Here is a 21,412-nt window from a genome sequence, read left to right on the forward strand (position 1 = left end):
TTCTCGTTCCTTAATCTATGGCTAAACTATTTTCTAACAGCTTTTTATCGCTGAGGCTGTTTATACCCTTCCGGATGTGCTTGAAACCATTTCCATGCACTTTCAATCATTTGCTCCATTGACGTATAGCGTGGATTCCAACCCAGTTCATCCATTGCTCTTTGAGAAGATGCTACTAGTTTGGCTGGGTCTCCCGCACGTCTCGGCGCAACGATAGCTGGAATGGAATGATTCGTCACTTTACGCGCAGCATCAATTACTTCTTTAACTGTAAAGCCGTTTCCGTTCCCTAAATTGTAGGTACCGCTTGTATTGTCAAGCGCTAACTTTTCAAGCGCTAATACATGCGCATCAGCTAAATCTGTTACGTGAATATAATCTCGAATGCACGTACCGTCTTTCGTATCGTAATCGGCACCAAAAATTGAGATATGCTCACGTTTTCCAAGAGCTACTTGTAAAATGATTGGTATTAAGTGTGTTTCTGGCGTATGATCTTCCCCTAGCTTCCCATCCATATGAGCACCTGCAACGTTGAAGTAGCGAAGAACAACATAACGAAGTCCATACGCTTTCTCTGACCATTTCAGCATTTTTTCAATTGCTAGCTTCGTTTCACCATAAGGGTTTGTTGGCTCTGTTGGATCATCTTCTAAAATTGGAAAGTTCTTTGCTTCTCCATATGCTGCAGCCGTGGATGAAAATACAATGTGCTTAACACCATGTTTATTCATCACTTTTAACAAGCAAAGTGCGCCGTACACATTGTTATCGTAATATGTTAAAGGATCTGTTACGCTTTCTCCAACAAGAGAATCCGCTGCAAAGTGCACAACCGATTCAATCTCGTTTTCCTGAAAAACTTCATCTAAAAACTCGGTATCTCTTAAATCGCCAACATATAAACGTACGCCTTCTAAAATCGCTTCTTTATGACCTTTTTGAAGGTTATCAACAACGACTACGTCTTTCCCTTTATTCAATAACTCTGCTACCGTATGGCTACCGATATAGCCAGCTCCTCCACATACTAATACAGCCATTCTTGCTCCTCCTTTTATACCGTTTCCAATGCTAATTCTCGTGCGCCTTCTCCAACTTCAACAACGTAAAAGTTTGCTTGTAAGCCTGTTGCTTTTGTATAAGCAGCGCTTACTTCAGAAATAAATGAATCGACCTTATTTTCTTTCACTATACTAATTGTGCAACCACCAAACCCTGCTCCTGTCATTCGAGAACCAATCACACCTTCTTGAACCCAAGCAGCTTCAACTAATGCATCCAATTCTTTTCCCGTAACTCCGTAGTCATCTCGTAGTGAGCGGTGAGATTCGTTCATTAATAAACCAAACCCTTGCAGATCACCGTTGTTCAGCTTTACCACAGCTTCTTTTGTTCGTTCATTCTCATAAACTGCGTGTTTTGCACGCTTTTGATTCGTTGGGTTTTTAATCAAATGTTTTAACTGCTCAAACTGTGCCTTCGTTAGATCGCCTAATGACTCAAGCTCATAATTACTTTTTAAGTCTGCTAATGCTTGATCACATTCAGAACGGCGTTCATTATATTTGGAGTCTGCTAGCCCTCTTCGCTTGTTCGTGTTTGCAATTACTAACACTGCATTTTCTAACTGAAGCGGGCTGTACGTGTAGTCAAGTGTTTGGCAATTTAACAGAATTGCCTTATCCTCTTTCCCCATTCCAATTGCAAATTGATCCATGATTCCACAGCTAACGCCAATAAATTCATTTTCCGCTTGCTGTGACATCTTAACCATCTCGACCATATCAATATCTAATTCTTCTAATTGATTTACTAAAACAGCCGTTGCTAATTCGATAGACGCTGAAGAAGATAAACCAGCACCATTTGGAATATTGCCATAGAATAACACGTCAAATCCATTTCTTAGTTCATAGCCATTTTTAACAAATGTGCTAATTACTCCTTTTGGATAATTGGCCCAATCATGTTCTTCTTCAAATACAAGCTCATCAAGCTTGTATTCTATTACACCTTTATCCTCAAAGTTTGCCGAGTACATACGAACCTTCTGATCGTTTCGCTTGTGCACAACTGCGTATGTTCCAATACTTAAAGCACATGGAAATACGTGCCCTCCGTTATAATCTGTATGTTCACCAATCAAATTAACGCGTCCTGGTGCGAAGAAGCAACGAACGTTTTCCGTTGTTTGAAAGATTTCTTGAAACTTTTTAATTAATTCACCTATCATGTCACATCACCTGTTTCTTTTTTATATCGTTATCGCCAAACTGTAAACGTATTCATGCCTCTATTTTAAAAGCGTTAAGCACGTTTTCTCAATGGTAAAAATAATCCCTGTAAACGGTAATTTCTTGCTAACAAACTTACAATTATGAACACCCACTGCTAATAAAAACAGTGGATATCTTTTGAGAATGTAAAGAGTTTGGGACATAACAAAATGATTGCTTCTAAAAGACGAACACTCGCTGTTCCCATCTCTTTGATTTGTCTCAACACGTTCGTTCCATTGCGCTACGGTCACTCGCTTTCCGCGGGGAGGAACCTGAGCTTCCTCGCTGCGCTGCGGGATCTCCGTTTTCCCTCTCTTTCCCGCAGGAGTCGAGTGTCCTACGCTCCATTCCACCCTGTTTCCAACATTGTTTTCACAATCAACCAAAAAACCTGAACGATTAAAAGTTATGAACTCTCAATCGTTCAGGTATAGTAAGGACTGAATTACTTATGTCTCAGTCTCCTTTTTTAATATTTTCATAAATAAAGTGAAATATATATAGCGAAATGAAAACGATTACGTTAAAGTATAAATAACAACATTTTTTAAAAAAGAAGGTGAAAATTTGCTACCACAATTTCAAACAAAAGAATATGCTACCTATGCTTATCGTTTCTTCGAATCCCGTACCAGTGATGTTGCACAGCTATGGTCAGTGGGATGGGATGAAGTATACTCTCCTCTTTATAATTGGAGCGGGAAACAGCGAAAAGAGGTAGGGAAATATATTTTTCAATATACAGTGTCTGGATATGGAATGATTGAAGTAGACGGAACTCAATATAAGGTAGATGCAGGTAAAGCCTTTATTGTCAGCACGCCGGGAGACTATAGATATTATTTACCTAAAGAGAGTGAAAATTGGGAATTTATCTTTTTAACGTTGTATGGTGATGAAGTGAAAAAATGCTGGGATTACATCAAAACAAAGTTCCAGTCAGTCATTCGATTCCACCCCGAATCAGCACCGATACAGCTTCTGGCTCAAATCTATAAGGGAGCAAGTGAAAAAAACATTACAGATCCATTTTATGCATCAAGCCTGTGCTATCGCTTTGTAATGGAGCTTTATCAATATGTAAAGAATATGGACTCCTTTACTGAAGACTGGCCTGAGAGCATTATTAGCTCTATCTTATTTGCTAGAAACCATTATCATGAAGAAATCGGCCCAGATGAAATGGCGGAATCAGCAAATTTATCTCGCTATCACTTCAGCCGCTTATTTAAGCAAACAACGGGATTGACTCCGATTCAATATTTAACAAAGATGCGGGTTCAAAAAGCAGCTGAACTTTTGAACCAAACAAAATACTCAATTGAAGAGATTGCAGAAAATGTCGGCTATGCCAATGCTAATTACCTTACGAAGGTGTTTCGTAAAACCACAAATATAACGCCTGGACAGTATCGAAAGAGCAACGCATCAATTGATGAGCTTTTTATTCTTCCAAAATAATCGTACAAGCAAAAAAATCCCTTTGTTGTCCAAGATTCTCGACAACAAAGGGATTTTCATTTATTTTTCCGGTATTTCTACAACAACAGAGCCGTTTTCATAAATAAAAGTAAGTTTCTTACCCGGAATAATCATATTTTCTAAAATGTCGCGTGCTGCTTGCAAAGCAATTTCCGTACGCTGTCTTTTTTCTTTTATTTCATCATCTGCTTCTTCAGTGCATTCAACGCTTCTAATTTGTTGAAGTGCTTGATCAATAAAGTCATATGCCTCATCATATACGCGCTCAACATGTTCTTTCATAAATTCAACCGATTCCTTTCCTTAACCTCTAATCGAATTACGCTTTGTGCTTATTATCTTAAAGGATAGTACTTCGTTCGACAATATGCAAGATAAGAAATATTCATTCAACCCGTAAAATACTCTACTCTCTAGAGACAAGTTTGTTACATTGCGCTCCAGACACTTGCTTTCCGCGGGGAAGAATCCCACTGCGGGTTCCCAGCTCTTTCTCTCTTTCCCGCAGAAGTCGTCTTTTACGCTTCATTCCACCAGTTTTTCAACTTGTTTTCGGAACGAACAAAAAATATCCGACCGATTGCAGGTTAGCAATCGGTCGGATATCTCGTTGACTGAAATATTTATATCCCAGCCTCTTTTGTCTTAAGAAGCAATTCCAATTGGTGAAAAGAGCGCGTAAACTACTAACATTGCAAGAACCGCTGCAATTCCCATCGGATACAGAAGCTTCCAAGGAGTTAAATCTACTGCTTTTTGATCTTCTAACACATATAGATCTTGCTTTGGAGCAATTTTTCCGATGATAAACATTAATCCGCTACATAAAACGAATAAGATGGCTAAAATGTGAAGATAGTGTAAGCCTGTATCCCATACTAGCTGCGTTACGGCATAGATTGAGATAAATACAGCTAATGACACTTTTGCTGCAACCGCAGGCACTTTTTTCGTTACATAGCCGATAAATACAATCGTAAAGATTGGAACGTTATAAAAACCGTTAACCATCTGAAGATATGCAAAGAATCCGTTTGGTACATTTGCAATTAAAGGCGCTACGCACATTGCAAAAATAGCTAAGAATACGCCTACCTATTTTCCATTTTTTACAAGCTCTTTATCCGTAGCTTTTGGCTTAAAATAAGGCTTGTAAATATTTAAAACAAAAAGCGTAACGCTCGAGTTTAACGCTGAGTTAAACGATGATAAAATAGCTCCGAATAATACAGCGGCAAAGAAACCAACAAGTGGCGTTGGCAATACATGATTAACCAACTTTGGATATGCTTCCATCGGTGGAAGTCCTGGTCCAAAAATATTAAATGCAATAATACCAGGGATAATTAAAAATGCTGGTCCTAATAGCTTTAAAAATGCTGCAATAATTAACCCTTTTTGCCCTTCTTTAAGATTTTTGGCAGCTAATGCACGCTGCATAATATGCTGTGCTGTTCCCCAATAAAACAAGTTTACAAGTAGCATTCCCGTAAACATCGTGCTGAACGGCACGGGATCTTTCTCTCCACCGATTGAATTTAGCTTCTCGGGGGTATTTTCCATAATTTTATTGAATCCATCAACTGGTGAACCATCACCTAAAGCCATCAGCCCTAAAAATGGAATCATTAATCCTCCAATCAATAAACCAATGCCATTTACCGTGTCTGATACAGCAACCGCTTTTAATCCTCCGAATATTGCGTAAATTGATCCAATAATTCCAATTCCCCATACTGTAATCCACAGCGCGGTCGTTGAACTAACTCCAAACATGCCTTGAACATTAAAGATGCTGCTTAGTGCAGTGGCTCCTGAATATAAAATAGGAGGTAATAAATTTAGTACATAGCCAAATAAAAATAAAATGGTAACAATCTGTTTAGTTCCTGAATCAAATCGAGATTCTAGAAAGTCTGGAATTGTTGTAATTCCACCTTTTAAATAGCGTGGAAGTAAAAATAACGCAACCAATACAAGAGCGATTGAAGAACCTACTTCCCAGCCCATTGCGGACATATTAAACGAATAACCATCCGCATTTAAGCCTACAAGCTGCTCTGTTGATAAGTTCGTCAATAACAGAGACCCAGCAATAACCCAACCAGTTAAGCTTCTTCCCCCTAAAAAATATCCTTCTGATGTTTCAAGATTTTCATCGCGAGTAAAGCGATATGAAATATATGCTACTAAAACGGTAAAGAATATAAATGATCCCACAGTGACTATATTCATTGATGAACACCCTTTTCTATTTTCTGTCGTGTGCATTTTGATGAAGGAGAGATATTTTTGAAGCAAACATCTACTTTTGTAACGCTTACAATTAGCTGTTTTCATATCATCATACTGTTTTTTGTCAGACAGTTCGATGATTTCTATACCTCTTTAATGAATCTATTTATACTGCTGCTTACTTTTTTTTATACGCTATTGATTCAACAAGCGCTAAACAAAGTAATGAAAGTAAGAGCTTGTCTTCTTTTCGTGCAAATTAACGACTTATTTTTTTTCATATTATATATGGTCGTAATTTTCAACGGAATTTTTTCATTTATAAACGAGCAGGTGTTACATAGCTATCGTTTATTTACGCTCGTATGTATGATTCCATTTTATTTCATTTTAGTCTGGCTTTCTCTTCACCTCTTTATAGAAATGAAAAAAAGCGCGTTGTTGACTCTTTCGTTAGGTGCTCTGCTATTAGCTTGTTATCCCTTAATATCGCTTATTTCGTTAGCATCACCTTTCTCTAGTTTACTATTGCTTTCCTCCTTTATCTGTATAAGTTCTTTTGAAACCAAACAAGTATACGCATAATTATTTACTGTCCGTTGTTTCTTTTAGGATCCCAAATAGTGCTTTGCTAAGAAAGCGAATTCAATAATTTATACTCATTCTATAAGCGCTTACAATTATAGTCAATAGTAAAAATCCATTCTCACAAAGGTAGTTTTTTGCTCATTAAAAAGATCGATTCTATAGCTCCAATGCTTACGAGAATACACTTCGTTTTTTAAAAGCACAAAAAGACCATTTAGCAATCACTAAATGGTCTTTTATTTATTGTTCAATAATGAACTCTTCACCTCTATTATCAATAACTACATCGCTATGATTTGTGATATGGCCAGCAATTAATTCCCTAGCAATTTTAGTTTCAACATACTTTTGAATAAATCGTTTAAGCGGGCGCGCACCATAAACAGGATCAAACCCTGCTTTCGCAATGTAATTTTTTGCTTCTTCAGTTAGTGTCAGCGTAATATGTCTTTCTTGCAAACGGCTTTCAAGCTGCTTAAGAAGCTTTTCAATAATTGATTTTACTTCACTCACTGACAGTGGCTTAAATAAAATCGTGTCATCCACACGATTTAAAAACTCAGGTCGAAAATGCTGGCGAAGCTGCTGAAGTACTTGTTCTCGACTTGACTCCTCAATGTTTCCATCTTCTGTTAAACCTTCTAACAGTGTTTGTGAACCAATATTCGATGTCATAATAATAATCGTATTTTTAAAATCAACGGTCTTTCCTTTTGAATCTGTTATCCTTCCATCATCCAACATTTGAAGGAGCACGTTAAACACCTCTGGATGTGCTTTTTCAATTTCATCCAGCAAGACCACGGAGTATGGTTTTCTACGAACAGCTTCCGTTAACTGTCCTCCTTCTTCATAGCCAACATATCCTGGAGGAGCACCAATCAAGCGTGAAACTGCATGCTTTTCCATGTACTCAGACATATCAATACGAATAATATGATCTTCGCTGTCAAACAACGTTTCAGCTAACGTTTTAGCTAATTCTGTCTTTCCAACTCCAGTTGGGCCCAGAAAGATAAACGAACCGATTGGGCGATTTGGATCTTGAATGCCTGCTCGTGCTCGAATCACCGCATCAGTTACAAGCGACACTGCCTCATCCTGCCCAATTACGCGCGCTTTTAAAATAGATTCCATTTTTAACAGCTTTTCTCGCTCTCCTTCTACGAGCTTTGACACTGAAATGCCTGTCCATCGTCCCACAATTTCTGCAATTTCTTCTTCCGTAACTTCTTCACGCAGCAAACGAGACTCTTGTTTTTTTGCAGCTTCGGCCTCAAGCTGTTTTAATTCTTTCTCATAGGCTGGAATATGTCCATGACGAAGCTCTGCTGCTTTATTTAGGTCATAACGCCCTTCTGCTTCTTCTAGATCTCGCTTTGCTTTTTCTAGCTTTTCCCTGACGTCTTGGACAGCTTGAATGGACTGCTTCTCCTTCTCCCATTGAAGCTTCATCACGTCTGCTTTTTCAGTTAAGTTCGCTACTTCTTCCCGAATAGCGGTTAGACGCTGTGTACTAGCAAAGTCCGTTTCTTTACTTAATGCAGCCTCTTCAATCTGCAGCTGCATGACTCTTCTTGTTACCTCATCTAATTCTGCTGGCATAGAATCAATTTCTGTTCGAATGGTTGCACACGCTTCGTCAATCAGATCAATTGCTTTATCGGGCAAAAAACGGTCAGATATGTAGCGATCTGACATAACAGCAGCTGAAACAAGAGCCCGGTCATGGATGTTTACACCGTGATGAATTTCAAATCGTTCTTTTAACCCTCGAAGAATAGAAATCGTATCTTCTACCGTTGGCTCTTCAACTAACACTTGCTGAAAGCGGCGCTCTAACGCAGGGTCTTTTTCAATATATTGACGGTATTCATCCAGGGTTGTTGCTCCAATGCAGTGAAGTTCACCGCGAGCAAGCATTGGCTTGAGTAAATTTCCAGCATCCATGGCTCCATCTGTACGGCCAGCTCCTACAATGGTATGAAGCTCATCAATAAATAATAAAATTTGGCCATTGCTTTTTTTGACTTCTTGTAACACCGCTTTTAAACGCTCTTCAAATTCACCGCGAAACTTCGCTCCTGCTACTAAGGCTCCCATATCTAGAGCAAACACCATTTTATCCTTTAATCCTTCCGGCACATCTCTTCGCACAATACGCTGTGCAAGTCCTTCTACAATCGCCGTCTTCCCAACGCCTGGTTCTCCGATTAATACTGGATTATTCTTCGTTTTACGAGACAGGATTCGAATCACGCGACGAATTTCTTGATCTCGTCCAATAACAGGATCTACTTTGCCTTCTCGTACTTCTGCTACCAAATCACGACCATACTTGCTTAAAACTTCATATGTGCCTTCTGGTGTTTGGCTCGTAATGCGCTGGTTGCCACGAATTTTTTGCAGAACTTCCATTAGTTTTTGCTTCGTGATTCCGTACTGGCTAAACAACCTTCCCAAGCTAGTTGTAGAGGCCTCATTAGCAGCGGCTAAAAATAAATGCTCCACCGCCATGTACTCGTCTTTTAAACCGTCTGCCTCTTCTTGAGCTTTAACGAGCAGTTGCTGTAGAGCAGACGTAATATATATTTTGCCAGCTTCAACACCTGAACCTGTTACAGACGGCTTTTTCGCTAGCTCCGCTTCTACACTTTTTACAAACTTCTCTGTTTCAATATGTAAGTGCTCTAAAATACGAACTGCAATTCCATCTGGCTGATGAATCAATGAGTAAAGCAAGTGTAGACTATCAATTTCTTGATGACCTCGCTTGATGGCCTCAGATTGTGCGTTCATAACTCCTTCCTGAAGCTTTTGCGTCATTTTATTTACATCCATTGAAACCCCTCCGTTTTTGACTATTTTTGACCTTTATTTCATATTATAAAATGGTTTTCCCACGCAAGTAAAGCCATCTGCAGAAGATGGCTTTACTTGCGTATTATGGCTTTCTAATATATGTCCAATGACGATCATCATTAGACGTTTCTGGAAAGCGATCTCCTGCTTTTAACTTCACTTTTTTCGGATGATTCACGTTGCTTCCAGTTTCACCAATTTCTATATAAACACCGTTATTTGGCGCTTTTTGACCTGCTGTAAAATGACGATTTTGTCCCATTTCCCTTCCTCCTTCATTAATAAAATCCAGCTCTTCTCTTATACTATGCCCCCTGTTTTTCATTTCATAATCAGGATATGAACTAGGAAAACATTAGAAAAAGCGTTTACATTTAAAGGAATTCCCCTTTTCACTTCACAGTGGCGCAAAGTTTTTTTATACTGGGATATGTACCTTTAACAAGTATCTAAATTAACTATTAAAAATGTAGAAAGGATTTATGCATGGAACAATTTTATTTGCTTTTGAAATATTTATTTTTAGGCCTTTTCCAAGGGATTACAGAGCCAATTCCTGTCTCGTCTAGCGGACATATTGTACTAGCTCAACATTTATTCGGTTTAAATATTGAAGGCCTCAGTTTTGAAATTTTAGTCAATACAGCTTCTCTCATTGCGGTACTCATTATTTATCGTGAAGATATTATTCGACTTATTGTAAATGGCCTTAAGTTCTTAAAAACAAAAGATCCAAATTCGAAATCAGATTTTCAATTTATTATCTATTTAATTATCGGAACAATTCCAGCAGGCGTTATCGGTGTACTGTTTGGCGATGTAATTGAAGCCAATCTAAAATCATTAAAAGTGCTTGGTTTTGCTTTAATTGCTACAGGTATTGCCCTTTGGATTATTCGTAACCTTCGCGGGCGAAAAAATGACGCAGCGCTTTCTGTAAAAGACGCTATCATTATTGGATTAGCACAGGCCGTAGCGCTTATCCCTGGAATTAGTCGCTCAGGGGCAACAATTGTTGCTGCTATGCTACGCGGAACAAAGCAAGAAACGGCTCTTCGTTTCTCATTTTTACTTTACATTCCCGTGAGCTTAGGTGTAACAGTATTAGGAATTAGCGACATCTTAAAGGATCCAAACGTTTCTGAGCTATTACTACCCTATACAGTAGCTTTCTTTGCTTCATTAATCGCTTCTTACTTCTCATTAAAGTGGTTTATGGGCATTATGGCGCGAGGAAACTTAAAATACTTTGCCATTTACTGCTTTATTGTCGGTGCATTAGTGGTTATTTTCCTTTAAACAAAAAATGCGGATGGTTTTTTCCATCCGCATTTTTTTAATGAGCAAATTGAATTGCTTGTTCAATTTCTGTTTTACCGCTTAATATTTCAAACGTTTTGCCAACTGTTGTTTCTTCATCTAAGCTTGCTACAAGTACTTTGGCAACGTCTGCTCGAGGAATTGTTTCTGATTTGTCAGCAATGTCTGTGTTCACATCAATTTCTCCAGTGGCTTTATCATCTGATAAACTTCCTGGACGAACAATTGTATACGCTAGGTTTGATTGTTTTAAATACTCATCCGCAATTGCTTTGGCACGAAGATAGAGTTGAAGCCCATCTGGACCTTGCTCAGGCGCATCCGTCCCCATTGAACTTAACATAACAAAGCGCTTCACTCCTGCTTTCTTTGCTGCATCAATAACATTCTTCGCTCCATTTTGATCCACGGCAATTGTCTTATCATCTCCCGTATGACCACCAGATCCTGCGGTAAAGATAACAGCATCCATTCCTTTAACTGCTTCTGATACGTCTTTTTCTAAATCAGCTAATACCACATCTACATTTTGTTGTTCGAATGCTTGTTTTTGTTCTTCTTCACGAACCATTGCATATGGTTGGTGTTGACTAGAGCTAGCTAATAATTCAACTACTTGCTTACCTGTTGTTCCATTTGCTCCTACTACTAAAACTTTCATTATGTCCTCACCTTTCGTTCTGCTTAATATGTTTATCGTGTTCCCCGGGATTGTCCAAATTAAACATGATACGAAAGGAACATATATACAACAAGCTGTGACATAACGAAATGATTCCATCTCTAAGACGAACCATAACGTTTCTAAACGAGTTAGGTTGTAAAAACAAGTTCGTTCCACTGCGCTTAAGACATTCGCTTTCCGCGAGAGTCGAGTGTCTTAAGCTCCATTCCACTAGTTTTTAGTGGTTTTTCAAACTAACAAAAACTATCCGAGCTACCAAAAGTATTTAACTTTCAATAGCTCGGACAGTTCATTGACTGAAATACTTATGTCCCAGTCTCTTTATGCCATCATTACGCTAATATTGCTTGCAGCAATGCTTTTTGTACGTGCATGCGATTTCCGGCTTGCTGGAATACAACGGAGTTCGGCCCGTCAATAATGCTTGCTGTTACTTCTTCTTCACGATGTGCAGGTAAGCAATGTAAAAACAGATAATCTGACTTAGCATGCTGAACAAGCTCATCGTTCACTTGATACGAAGCAAATACTTCTAAACGCTTTTTCGCTTCTTCTTCCTGCCCCATACTCGTCCATACATCTGCATAAATAGCATCAGCATTTTGAACAGCTTTAACAGGATTTTCTGTAATTGTAATGGTTGCTCCAGTTTCGCTGGCAACTTTTTTTGCATATTCCGTTACAAATTCCTTTGGTTCATAGCCAGAGGGACAACCAATTGAACAATCAACTCCCATTTTTGCACATGCAATCATTAGTGAATGAGCTACATTATTTCCGTCACCTACGTAAGCTACCTTTAAACCGCTGAACGTTTGTTTATGCTCATAAATTGTAAGCAAATCCGCTAGTGCTTGGCACGGATGATAATCATCCGTCAAGCCATTAATTACCGGGATAGAAGCGTATTCTGCCAGCTCTTCTATTTTAGAATGTTCAAACGTACGGATCATAATCGCATCGATAAACTGCGACAGCACTTGAGCCGTATCGCCAATTGTTTCACCGCGGCCAATTTGAAGGTCTTGACTGCTTAAAAACAACGCATTTCCACCCAGCTGAAGCATGCCTGCTTCAAACGATACACGCGTTCGTGTAGATGACTTTTCAAAAATCATTCCCAATGTTTTTCCTTCAAGCGTTTTAACGATTTCTCCATTTTCATGCTTTTCTTTTAAGGTAATAGCGCTTTCTAGTAAAAACATAATATCTTCTGGTGTTAAATCTTTTAACGTGAGCAAATCTTTACCTTTTAAGTTTGCGGATGCTGATACGGTACTCATGAGATTGTCACTTCCTTTTCGTTATGTTGAAACCATTCTTGTATTGACGATACACTATACTCACTTACATGATATGACTGTAAGAACAGTTCAAACGTTTCTAGTTCTGTTAGTACTAGCAGACCGTGCTTTAATGCAAGCATACGATTATCTTTCTTTGCAGAATCAAAACTTACAAATAGTAATGCTTCTTTACCTTTTGTCCACGCTTGTAAATCTTTCGTATCTGCCAGTTTCAAGCCAGCATGGGTAATCGCTGTTTTTAACTCTTCTGATACTTCTGCTGCATCAATATAGACTTCAACAGCTTCTTTTTTAGATGTTACGTATTGATGAAATGCTTTTTTAGATGCTTCTTCAATTGTAGAAGCAATCGCAATTCCTTCTCCCGTTGATTTCATTTCCGGCCCAACAAGCGGGTCTACTCCTGATAACTTACTTGTCGAAAAGACAGGAAACTTAACTGTTACGTATGATGGGTCTGGCAATAAACCCGTTTGTTCGCTCATTTCCGACAAAGATTTCCCGAGCAATACTTGCGTTGATAGCGAAATAAGCGGAACATCGCATACTTTACTTACAACAGGGACTGTACGACTTGCACGAGGGTTTACCTCTAAAACATATACTTCGTCGTTATAGATTACATATTGAATATTCATAATTCCTTTATAGTTAAGCTTTTGAACAATTTTTTGAGCATATAAAACCATTTGTTGTTTATGAGCGTTCGTTACACTTTGAGCTGGTAGAAGCGCATAGCTATCACCAGAGTGAACACCTGCTTTTTCAACATGCTCAACGATTGTTGGAATTAAAACGTCTTTTCCATCGCAAACGACATCCACTTCAGCTTCTTGCCCCGGATAGTAAGCATCGAGAAGCATTGGGAAATGTGATGGTTTAATGGATGATAAACAATCCATGAGCTCCTGTTCACTTTGAAGCGTAAGCATTCCTTTTCCTCCAATAACGTAAGAAGGACGAATTAATAACGGAAAGCCCATTTCTTTTGCCTTTTTCACAAGCTGTTGCTCGTTGTCTGCCATCTCACCAGGAATATGAGGAATATGACAATCGTCTAACAGCTGATAAAACTGTTCGCGGTCTTCCAGTGCATCAATCATGCTGTTAGTAATACCAAGCAAGTTCACTCCTGCTTCTTCAAGTCCTTTAACTAATGAAATAGCCGTTTGCCCGCCATACTGAACGATAACGTCATTTACGCTTTCTGCTTCTAAAACGTTTAAGACATCTTCAACCGTAACTGGTTCAAAATAGAGGCGATCTGCTACTTCAAAGTCTGTGCTAACCGTTTCTGGATTGTTGTTAATTAAAATTGTTTCATAACCGGCCTTTTCAAGCGCCCACACACCGTGTACAGAGCTGTAGTCAAATTCTACACCTTGCCCAATTCGAATCGGTCCAGACCCGATAATTGCCACTTTTTTGTTTGAAGACGTTTCGATTTCATTTTCCCCATAGTAGCTAGAATAGAAATATGCAGTAGATGATTCAAATTCTGCTGCGCACGTATCAACCATTTTGTAGCTTGGATAAATCTTCATATTTTTACGCTTCGAGCGTACTTGCAGCTCTGAAACATTCCAGATCGATGCTAAATATGCATCAGTAAAGCCTTGTTCTTTTGCATTCTTTAGTGCTTCTTTTTCAATTGAATCCAAATTAACGTTCTTTAATTCTTGCTCTTGTTTAATTAAGTTACTGAAATGATTTAAATAGAAATAATCAATTTCCGTTTTTTCATGAATCTCTGTTGTTGTCACACTTCGACGTAGCAATTCTAAAATGATAAAGATTCGCTCGTCACTTTGATCTGCTAGCTTATCAAATAGAGCTTCTAAAGATAAATCCTGTAGTTCTTCTACTTCTAGTCCATTTAAATCAATTTCAAGAGACGATAATGCTTTTTGGAAGCTTCTTGTAAAGGTACGATCAATCGCCATTACTTCACCTGTTGCTTTCATCTGCGTTCCGAGCGTTCTTTCTGCATAGAAGAATTTATCAAATGGCCATCTAGGAAACTTAACAACCACATAGTCTAACGCTGGTTCAAAGCTAGCATACGTATCGCCCGTAACAGGGTTTAATAACTCATGAAGGTTATATCCAACGGATAGTTTCGCTGCAATCTTTGCAATTGGATATCCCGTCGCTTTTGATGCTAAAGCTGATGAACGACTGACGCGCGGATTTACCTCAATCAGATAATATTGCTTGCTAGTAGGATCAAGCGCAAATTGAATATTACAACCACCAATAATACCAAGCGCTGAGATAATTTTAATCGATGATGAACGCAGCATCTGATACTCAACGTCTGTTAATGTTTGTGAAGGTGCGACTACAACAGAATCCCCTGTATGTACACCAACTGGATCAATATTTTCCATGTTACAAATTGTAATGCATGTTCCGTTGGCATCACGCATGACTTCATACTCTACTTCTTTAAATCCTGCGATGCTTTTTTCAACTAAACATTGGTGAATAGCACTTTCTCGAAGACCTGACGTAGCAAGCTTTTCAAGTTCTTCTAGTGAATGTGCAATCCCTCCACCAGTTCCACCCAGAGTATAGGCTGGTCGAACAATAACTGGAAAGCCGATTTCTTTCGCAAACGTTAACGCTTGCTCAACTTCTGTTACAACTTCACTTTCAGGAACCGGTTCATTTAGTTCTTGCATCAGAGCACGAAACTCTTCACGGCTTTCTCCTTGCTTAATAGATTCAATTGGTGTACCTAGCAGTTTCACACCGTATTTTTCTAAAATTTGATGTTCATGTAGCTCTAACGCTAAGTTCAGTCCCGTTTGTCCTCCTAGTGTTGCTAAAAGTCCATCTGGTTTTTCTTTTGCAATAACCTTTTCAACAGAATCCACTGTGAGTGGTTCAAAATAAATGCGATCAGCTATATGCGTATCCGTCATAATGGTAGCCGGGTTGTTGTTAATTAAAATGACTTCATAGCCTTCTTCTTTCAGTGAAAGACACGCTTGTGTGCCTGAGTAATCAAATTCCGCTGCTTGCCCAATGACAATTGGACCAGAGCCAATAACTAAAATGGTTTGTATTGTTTTATCTTTAGGCATATACTTTTTCGCTCCCAACTTGCTGTACTTGCTTCATAAATTCATCAAAGATATATGTGCTATCACTTGGTCCCGGATGCGCTTCTGGGTGATACTGTACTGATAACACCGGAAGTTGCTCATGTACAAGACCTTCAACTGACTGATCATTTACATTTTTAAATCGTACTTTAAGAGGCGTTTGTTCGATTGTCATTTCATCTACCACATAGCTATGGTTTTGTGACGTCATACATACTTTGTTCGTGAATAAATCAATAACAGGCTGATTTGCTCCACGATGACCGAACATTAATTTTTTGGTTTTTGCACCGAACGCTAGGCCAATTAACTGGTGACCAAAGCAAATTCCAAGCGTTGGATACTTACTGATAATTGCTTTGATTTCTGATAATTGATTCGCCACTTGCATCGGGTCTCCCGGTCCGTTTGATAGAACAATTCCATCTGGCTTTAAGTCTTTAATTTCGTCTAGTGAAGTCGAATAAGGAACCACCGTCACTTTGCAACCACGGTTTAACAATTCTTGTAAAATAGACTTCTTACAGCCAAAATCCATTAGTACAATATGTTGTTTATCTCCAGCGTGTGATACAACTTCTTTCGTTGATACTTGCTTAACTACGTATGGTTCAGAGTGCGTTACTACGTTACCTTGAGCAGAAGCGGAAAAGGCTGCTTGCATTGTACCCTCTTTTCGAATTCGTTTAACGACCGCTCTCGTATCCACATGTGTGATAAGAGGAATATTCCACTTTTTCAAATATTGCTTAAAGCTATACATCGCTTCATAATGGAATCCTTCATCGGAACATTCGTATACGACAACGCCTGCTACGTGAGGTTTTTTACTTTCAAAGTCTTTTTCATTAATTCCGTAATTTCCAATCAATGGATAGGTGAAAACAATAATCTGGTCTTTATAAGAAGGATCCGTCACAACTTCTTGATAGCCTGTCATTCCTGTAAAAAAGACAATTTCTCCGCTTGCTTGGTGAGAGGCAGTATGTTCAATACTACCTTCAAATGAATCTCCGTTTGCTAAATGTAAATATCCATTCATTTTGCATCCCTCTTCGAATAATTATTTATTTTAAAGAATTTTTATACATAAATCCCAAAAAAATACCGGTTATATCGTTACCTTAAGCTCTTGAAATACTTGCTTCATAATATTTAGTGCTTCTGCCAATTCTTCATTACTTACTGTTAATGGCGGTAGTAAACGTATCACGTGAGGACCTGCACCTAACACTAAGAGCCCTTTTTCACGCATCTCAGTGATTAACTGTGCTTGATATTCACCGCATTCAATACCAATCATAAAACCTTTTCCACGAACTTCTTTAACAACCGAATAGCTTTCTAGCATTTCTGCTAACCGATTGTTGAAAGTGACTGACTTGGCATTGACTTCTTCTAAGAATTGCTTATTAAAAATAATTTGTAGCGTTGCTTTAGCCGATGCTAAGGCAATTGGATTCCCTCCAAATGTCGTACCATGGCTTCCTGGTCCAAATGACTCCGTTAAAAAGGCTTTCCCAATCATCGCACCAACAGGCATTCCGCTTCCTAACCCTTTTGCAGCTGTAATAATATCAGGAGATAAATTAAAATGCTGATAAGCAAATGGTTTACCTGTTCGACCGATTCCTGTTTGTACTTCATCGACAATAAACAGCGCACCGTATTCCTGACATAGCTTTTGAATAGTTGTTAAAAAGCTTTCTGTTCCTGGCACTACCCCACCTTCACCTTGAACAACTTCTGTCATGATTGCAGCTACCGTATCATCCATTTCCGCCTCTAAGCTTTCTACGTCATTATATGGAAGATAAACAAACTCATTAACAAGCGGTCCAAATCCTTCATGAATTTTTGCTTGCCCAGTTGCCGTCATTGTTGCAAACGTACGACCATGGAATGATTTCGTAAACGTAATAATTTTATGCTTTTTGGTATGCTTTCTCGCTAGTTTAATAGCTGCTTCGTTAGCTTCTGCTCCGCTGTTACAAAAGAATACTGCGTCTCCGCTTGAATTAGCAACAAGCAAGCTAGCTACTTCTTCTTGAATGGATTGATGAAATAAATTAGACACGTGCCATACTTTATTTAACTGTTCTTCTACTGCTTTTTGAACTTCCGGATGACGATGTCCCACGTTACATACGGCAATGCCTGAAATAAAATCTAAATATGTTTGATTCTTTTCATCCGTTAAATGTGTTCCGTTTGCTTCTTTTACATGTATATCAAGACGTTGATACGTTGGAAATAACGAGCTCATCTTTGTCCTCTCCACCTTTAATAGTATGTTTAATTGCAGTTCCGACTAAGTTTCCATTTTGATCTAAAAAGCCGTTAATACCGCTGATAATATTGACTTCGTGTAGCGTTGGAGACAGCGCTTTGACTGCTGACATGACCTTCGGAATCATACCACCATAAATGGTTTTCTCTTCGATTAGGTAGTTCACTTCTTCTACCGTCAATTCTGGTAACAGCTGCTGGTCTTTTAAAACACCTTGCACATCCGTTACAAACATGAGCTTTTCTGCTCCGAGTGCCTTAGCAATCGAACCTGCTGCTACATCAGCATTGATGTTAAACATCTCACCTTGGATATTTACACCAATAGATGAAATAACTGGAATATAACTTTGATCTATTAGCTGCTTTAAAAGCTGCTCATTAACAGAAACCACTTCGCCGACATAACCTAACTTTTCAAAGTCGATAGCTTCGGCTTCTAAGAGCTGTGCATCACACCCTGATAAACCAACTGCTTGGAGGCCTTGAATTTGAATATCGCGCACCAGCTGTTTGTTTACTTTTCCTGAGAGCACCATTGTCACTACTTCTAAGGCTTCTTTAGATGTTCGGCGCAAGCCATCGACAAACTCTGCTTCAATATTAAGCTTTGCTAGCATATTCGCAATATCTGGACCGCCACCATGTACCAATACAATATTATGTCCACTGTCAATCAGCTTTTTTAAATCCCGAAAAAATGAATTGGTTAGCTGATTAATGATGCTTCCTCCACATTTTATAACAATTGTTTTTACACCTGACATCGTCTTCTCTCCTTACGTTCGGTAACTTGCATTAATTTTCACGTAATCGTAGGTTAAGTCACACCCCCATGCTTTCCCTTTGGCTGTTCCTTCATTAAGAGATACATTCACAGCTACATGTTCCTGCTGTAAATAGTTTTTAGCCGCTTCTTCATCAAACGCTTGAGGCTGACTATTTTTCAGCATCACGATGTCACCTAACGCCACCGTTATATCATTTGGATTAATTTTGACTCCACTGTAGCCAACTGCGCAAATAATTCTTCCCCAGTTTGCATCCGCTCCGTACATCGCTGTTTTGACAAGACTTGAACCAACAATTTGTTTAGCAATTATATTGGCTTCTTCGTTGGTAGCAGCGCCTTCAACATTTACTTCAATAAGCTTTGTTGCGCCTTCTCCATCGCGAGCAATTTGCTTGGCAAGATCCTCACACACAAGTCGAAGTGCCTCATAAAATGCTTTCCAATCAGAGTGATTGACCGTTAGCGTTTCGTTTTCAGCCTTGCCATTTGCAAGTACTAACACCATATCGTTTGTTGATGTATCTCCATCAACCGTAATTTGGTTAAAACTTTTATTCGTAATAGAGCGAAGCGCATCTTGTAAAACAGCTGATTCGATATTGGCATCTGTCGTTACAAATCCAAGCATCGTTGCCATGTTAGGATGAATCATACCTGACCCTTTTGCTGCTCCACCAATCGTAACGGTTTTTCCATCTACGACCACTTCATAACAAGCAGTTTTCATCACCGTGTCAGTTGTTAAAATCGCTGTTTGAAAAGCTTCTGCTCCTTTCTGCGTGTTTACTGGTTGGAGTTGCTTAATTCCTGCATTAATCTTCTTCATGTTTAATAGTTCGCCAATTACTCCTGTAGAAGCGACGGCTACATAATGAGCCGGTACATGAAACTGCTCAGCGCTTGTAGCACGCATTTCATATGCGTCTTCTAAACCTTGCTCACCTGTACAAGCATTCGCACAAGCGCTGTTCACAACAACGGCTTGTAATTTTTGTTCTTGACTGATGCTATCTTTTGTCACATATAAAGGTGCTGCTTGAAACGTATTCAGCGTATAAACTGCCGCACAATTAGCAGGCACTTCACTCATAATAACCCCAATATCTTTTTTCTCATATCGAAGTCCTGCGTGAACTCCCGCAGCGGAAAATCCTTTTGGACTAACAACTGTACCATTCTCTATCTTTTTAATATCTAGCAAACTCTTTTTTACTGTAATCACATTATTCCCTCCTACGCTGCTCATCATGGATAAACAGGTAATCCATTAATACCTAAATTCTCTTCAAAGCCCAGCATGATATTTGCATTATGTACGGCTTGCCCTGCTGCACCCTTCATCAAGTTATCAATGACTGAGACAATTGTGACCCTTTTTGTACGCTCATCGTAATCAAGGCCTATATCACAATAGTTTGATCCGCTCACTTCTTTTGTTGATGGAAATTCTCCCAGCTTCCTCACTCGAACAAAAGGCTTTGCTTCATACGCCTGCACATACAGTGCATGAAGTTCTTCTATCGACTTTTCTTCTTTTAATTGTGCGTACATCGTAGTCATGATTCCTCGCGTCATTGGAATGAGATGCGTATTAAACATTACGTTACCAATTTCAGAATCCCATCGTGATAATATGGATTCAATTTCTGGAATATGTTGATGCTTATTAACTTTATAGATTTTCATATTTTCATTAATTTCAGCATAATGTGCGAGTTGAGACAGCCCACGACCCGCTCCTGAAATACCGGACTTTGCATCAATAATAATAGAATTAGAAACCACTATCTTTTCTTGAGCAAGCGGTGCTAGCCCTAATAACGTTGCCGTTGGGTAACATCCTGGGTTTGAAATAAAGTCAGCGGATGATACCTCATCTGCAAACCATTCTGATAAGCCATAAATGGCCTTCTCTAAATCTTCCAAACTAGCAGAAGGCTTTTTATACCATTGCTCATATAACTCTTCATCTTTTAATCGAAAATCTCCTGAGAGATCAACTACTTTTAATCCTTCGTTAATTAGTGTGGGAACTAGTTTACTCGATACCCCTGAAGGAGTTGCTGTGAAAACCAGTTCAACTTCTTTTGCCATTTCTTTAGGATTAATTCCTTTTAATTTATATGCAAAATGGGATAAGTGTGGATAAACTTCAGATATTGGCAAATCATTTTGTGAAGATGAATAAACCGAATGAATATTAAAATGTGGATGACCGTCTAACAACCGAATTAGTTCGACGCCACCGTAACCTGTTGCTCCAACAATACCGACGTTAACCTGTGTCATAATACTACTCCTTTTTCTACGTAACTGTTTGAATTATTTCTCATTATAATACTGTATAAAAATAAAATCAAACGAATATTTAAAAAAAGTCTATCTTTTTTTGAAGTTTATTATTTTGTTTTAAATATACATACAAATTAATTTTTATTACATAATATTCAAAAAAAGTA

19 protein-coding genes are annotated in these 21,412 nt (G+C 38.7%); 2 read left to right on the plus strand and 17 right to left on the minus strand.

Annotated elements, in window-relative coordinates; genetic code table 11:
• Positions 1-44: 44 nt before the first annotated feature.
• The 3 genes from galE to AS180_RS09175 are packed head-to-tail and all read right to left on the minus strand — an operon-like array spanning position 45 to position 2,635.
• On the minus strand, positions 45-1,043 hold the full coding sequence (gene galE, locus AS180_RS09165; RefSeq protein ID WP_061785434.1) for a UDP-glucose 4-epimerase GalE: 999 nt from the start codon (positions 1,041-1,043) through the stop codon (positions 45-47).
• Between the two features lie 14 nt (positions 1,044-1,057).
• On the minus strand, positions 1,058-2,236 hold the full coding sequence (locus AS180_RS09170; RefSeq protein ID WP_061785433.1) for a galactokinase: 1,179 nt from the start codon (positions 2,234-2,236) through the stop codon (positions 1,058-1,060).
• A 60-nt stretch (positions 2,237-2,296) separates the two neighbouring features.
• Positions 2,297-2,635, minus strand: coding sequence for a hypothetical protein (locus tag AS180_RS09175; protein WP_062686727.1), 339 nt, complete (start codon positions 2,633-2,635; stop codon positions 2,297-2,299).
• 214 nt (positions 2,636-2,849) lie between these two features.
• On the opposite strand from AS180_RS09175, the gene AS180_RS09180 reads away from it, so the two are divergent.
• Positions 2,850-3,743 carry an AraC family transcriptional regulator gene (locus AS180_RS09180; RefSeq protein WP_025908170.1) on the plus strand — a complete coding sequence of 298 codons (894 nt, stop codon included), beginning with the start codon at positions 2,850-2,852 and terminating at the stop codon, positions 3,741-3,743.
• Positions 3,744-3,803: 60 nt separating this feature from the next.
• Here AS180_RS09180 and AS180_RS09185 read toward each other — a convergent pair whose 3' ends face one another.
• From AS180_RS09185 to AS180_RS09205, 6 genes are all read right to left on the minus strand, one after another.
• Entirely contained in the window at positions 3,804-4,046 is a 243-nt protein-coding gene (locus tag AS180_RS09185; RefSeq protein ID WP_025908171.1) for a hypothetical protein, read from the minus strand.
• A 124-nt stretch (positions 4,047-4,170) separates the two neighbouring features.
• On the minus strand, positions 4,171-4,293 hold the full coding sequence (locus AS180_RS23860; protein ID WP_258954121.1) for a hypothetical protein: 123 nt from the start codon (positions 4,291-4,293) through the stop codon (positions 4,171-4,173).
• A gap of 116 nt (positions 4,294-4,409) precedes the next feature.
• Entirely contained in the window at positions 4,410-4,832 is a 423-nt protein-coding gene (locus tag AS180_RS23525; RefSeq protein WP_226372951.1) for an SLC5/6 family protein, read from the minus strand.
• 27 nt (positions 4,833-4,859) lie between these two features.
• Positions 4,860-5,999: a solute:sodium symporter family transporter gene (locus AS180_RS09190; protein ID WP_226372952.1), complete on the minus strand. Its 1,140-nt coding sequence runs from the start codon at positions 5,997-5,999 to the stop codon at positions 4,860-4,862.
• Between the two features lie 828 nt (positions 6,000-6,827).
• Entirely contained in the window at positions 6,828-9,428 is a 2,601-nt protein-coding gene (gene clpB, locus AS180_RS09200) for an ATP-dependent chaperone ClpB (protein ID WP_025908174.1), read from the minus strand.
• Positions 9,429-9,531: 103 nt separating this feature from the next.
• Positions 9,532-9,711, minus strand: a complete 180-nt coding sequence (locus tag AS180_RS09205) for a YjzC family protein (RefSeq protein ID WP_025908175.1) — start codon at positions 9,709-9,711, stop codon at positions 9,532-9,534.
• Between the two features lie 224 nt (positions 9,712-9,935).
• Here AS180_RS09205 and AS180_RS09210 point away from each other — a divergent pair, with 224 nt between their 5' ends.
• Positions 9,936-10,748 (plus strand): undecaprenyl-diphosphate phosphatase, encoded by an 813-nt coding sequence (locus AS180_RS09210; RefSeq protein WP_025908176.1) that lies wholly within the window; start codon positions 9,936-9,938, stop codon positions 10,746-10,748.
• A gap of 37 nt (positions 10,749-10,785) precedes the next feature.
• On the opposite strand, the gene AS180_RS09215 is transcribed toward AS180_RS09210, so the two are convergent.
• From AS180_RS09215 to argC, 8 genes are all read right to left on the minus strand, one after another.
• Complete coding sequence (locus tag AS180_RS09215; protein ID WP_025908177.1) at positions 10,786-11,430, minus strand: SDR family oxidoreductase; 645 nt, start codon at positions 11,428-11,430, stop codon at positions 10,786-10,788.
• A 356-nt stretch (positions 11,431-11,786) separates the two neighbouring features.
• The gene (gene argF, locus AS180_RS09220; RefSeq protein ID WP_025908178.1) at positions 11,787-12,737 is read right to left on the minus strand and encodes an ornithine carbamoyltransferase; all 951 of its coding nucleotides are present in this window, start codon (positions 12,735-12,737) and stop codon (positions 11,787-11,789) included.
• Positions 12,734-15,850: a carbamoyl phosphate synthase large subunit gene (locus AS180_RS09225; protein ID WP_062686728.1), complete on the minus strand. Its 3,117-nt coding sequence runs from the start codon at positions 15,848-15,850 to the stop codon at positions 12,734-12,736. Before AS180_RS09225 ends, argF begins: the two co-directional genes overlap by 4 nt.
• The gene (locus AS180_RS09230; RefSeq protein WP_061785610.1) at positions 15,843-16,913 is read right to left on the minus strand and encodes a carbamoyl phosphate synthase small subunit; all 1,071 of its coding nucleotides are present in this window, start codon (positions 16,911-16,913) and stop codon (positions 15,843-15,845) included. Before AS180_RS09230 ends, AS180_RS09225 begins: the two co-directional genes overlap by 8 nt.
• A gap of 69 nt (positions 16,914-16,982) precedes the next feature.
• Positions 16,983-18,137 (minus strand): acetylornithine transaminase, encoded by a 1,155-nt coding sequence (locus AS180_RS09235; protein WP_025908181.1) that lies wholly within the window; start codon positions 18,135-18,137, stop codon positions 16,983-16,985.
• Positions 18,103-18,927 (minus strand): acetylglutamate kinase, encoded by an 825-nt coding sequence (gene argB / locus AS180_RS09240; RefSeq protein ID WP_062686729.1) that lies wholly within the window; start codon positions 18,925-18,927, stop codon positions 18,103-18,105. The genes AS180_RS09235 and argB overlap by 35 nt, the downstream gene beginning before the upstream one ends.
• Before the next feature lie 12 nt (positions 18,928-18,939).
• A complete protein-coding gene (argJ, locus tag AS180_RS09245) occupies positions 18,940-20,172 on the minus strand; it encodes a bifunctional ornithine acetyltransferase/N-acetylglutamate synthase (protein WP_076513429.1) in 1,233 nt (410 codons plus the stop codon).
• A gap of 26 nt (positions 20,173-20,198) precedes the next feature.
• A complete protein-coding gene (gene argC / locus AS180_RS09250) occupies positions 20,199-21,242 on the minus strand; it encodes an N-acetyl-gamma-glutamyl-phosphate reductase (RefSeq protein WP_025908184.1) in 1,044 nt (347 codons plus the stop codon).
• Positions 21,243-21,412: the final 170 nt, after the last annotated feature.

The sequence above is a fragment of the Priestia veravalensis genome (assembly GCF_001457055.1).
GTDB classification, from domain to species: Bacteria; Bacillota; Bacilli; order Bacillales; family Bacillaceae_H; genus Priestia; species Priestia flexa.

Coding starts and splice junctions, on each gene's coding strand:
- AS180_RS09185 (WP_025908171.1), bottom strand. CDS start 4,046: ATGAAAGAACATGTTGAGCGCGTATATGATGAGGCATATGACTTTATT.
- AS180_RS09190 (WP_226372952.1), bottom strand. CDS start 5,999: ATGAATATAGTCACTGTGGGATCATTTATATTCTTTACCGTTTTAGTA.
- AS180_RS09170 (WP_061785433.1), bottom strand. CDS start 2,236: ATGATAGGTGAATTAATTAAAAAGTTTCAAGAAATCTTTCAAACAACG.
- AS180_RS09225 (WP_062686728.1), bottom strand. CDS start 15,850: ATGCCTAAAGATAAAACAATACAAACCATTTTAGTTATTGGCTCTGGT.
- AS180_RS23860 (WP_258954121.1), bottom strand. CDS start 4,293: ATGAAGCGTAAAAGACGACTTCTGCGGGAAAGAGAGAAAGAGCTGGGA.
- AS180_RS09230 (WP_061785610.1), bottom strand. CDS start 16,913: ATGAATGGATATTTACATTTAGCAAACGGAGATTCATTTGAAGGTAGT.
- argC (WP_025908184.1), bottom strand. CDS start 21,242: ATGACACAGGTTAACGTCGGTATTGTTGGAGCAACAGGTTACGGTGGC.
- AS180_RS09235 (WP_025908181.1), bottom strand. CDS start 18,137: ATGAGCTCGTTATTTCCAACGTATCAACGTCTTGATATACATGTAAAA.
- AS180_RS09205 (WP_025908175.1), bottom strand. CDS start 9,711: ATGGGACAAAATCGTCATTTTACAGCAGGTCAAAAAGCGCCAAATAAC.
- AS180_RS09210 (WP_025908176.1), top strand. CDS start 9,936: ATGGAACAATTTTATTTGCTTTTGAAATATTTATTTTTAGGCCTTTTC.
- argF (WP_025908178.1), bottom strand. CDS start 12,737: ATGAGTACCGTATCAGCATCCGCAAACTTAAAAGGTAAAGATTTGCTC.
- AS180_RS09215 (WP_025908177.1), bottom strand. CDS start 11,430: ATGAAAGTTTTAGTAGTAGGAGCAAATGGAACAACAGGTAAGCAAGTA.
- AS180_RS23525 (WP_226372951.1), bottom strand. CDS start 4,832: ATGTGCGTAGCGCCTTTAATTGCAAATGTACCAAACGGATTCTTTGCA.
- galE (WP_061785434.1), bottom strand. CDS start 1,043: ATGGCTGTATTAGTATGTGGAGGAGCTGGCTATATCGGTAGCCATACG.
- argB (WP_062686729.1), bottom strand. CDS start 18,927: ATGTCAGGTGTAAAAACAATTGTTATAAAATGTGGAGGAAGCATCATT.
- clpB (WP_025908174.1), bottom strand. CDS start 9,428: ATGGATGTAAATAAAATGACGCAAAAGCTTCAGGAAGGAGTTATGAAC.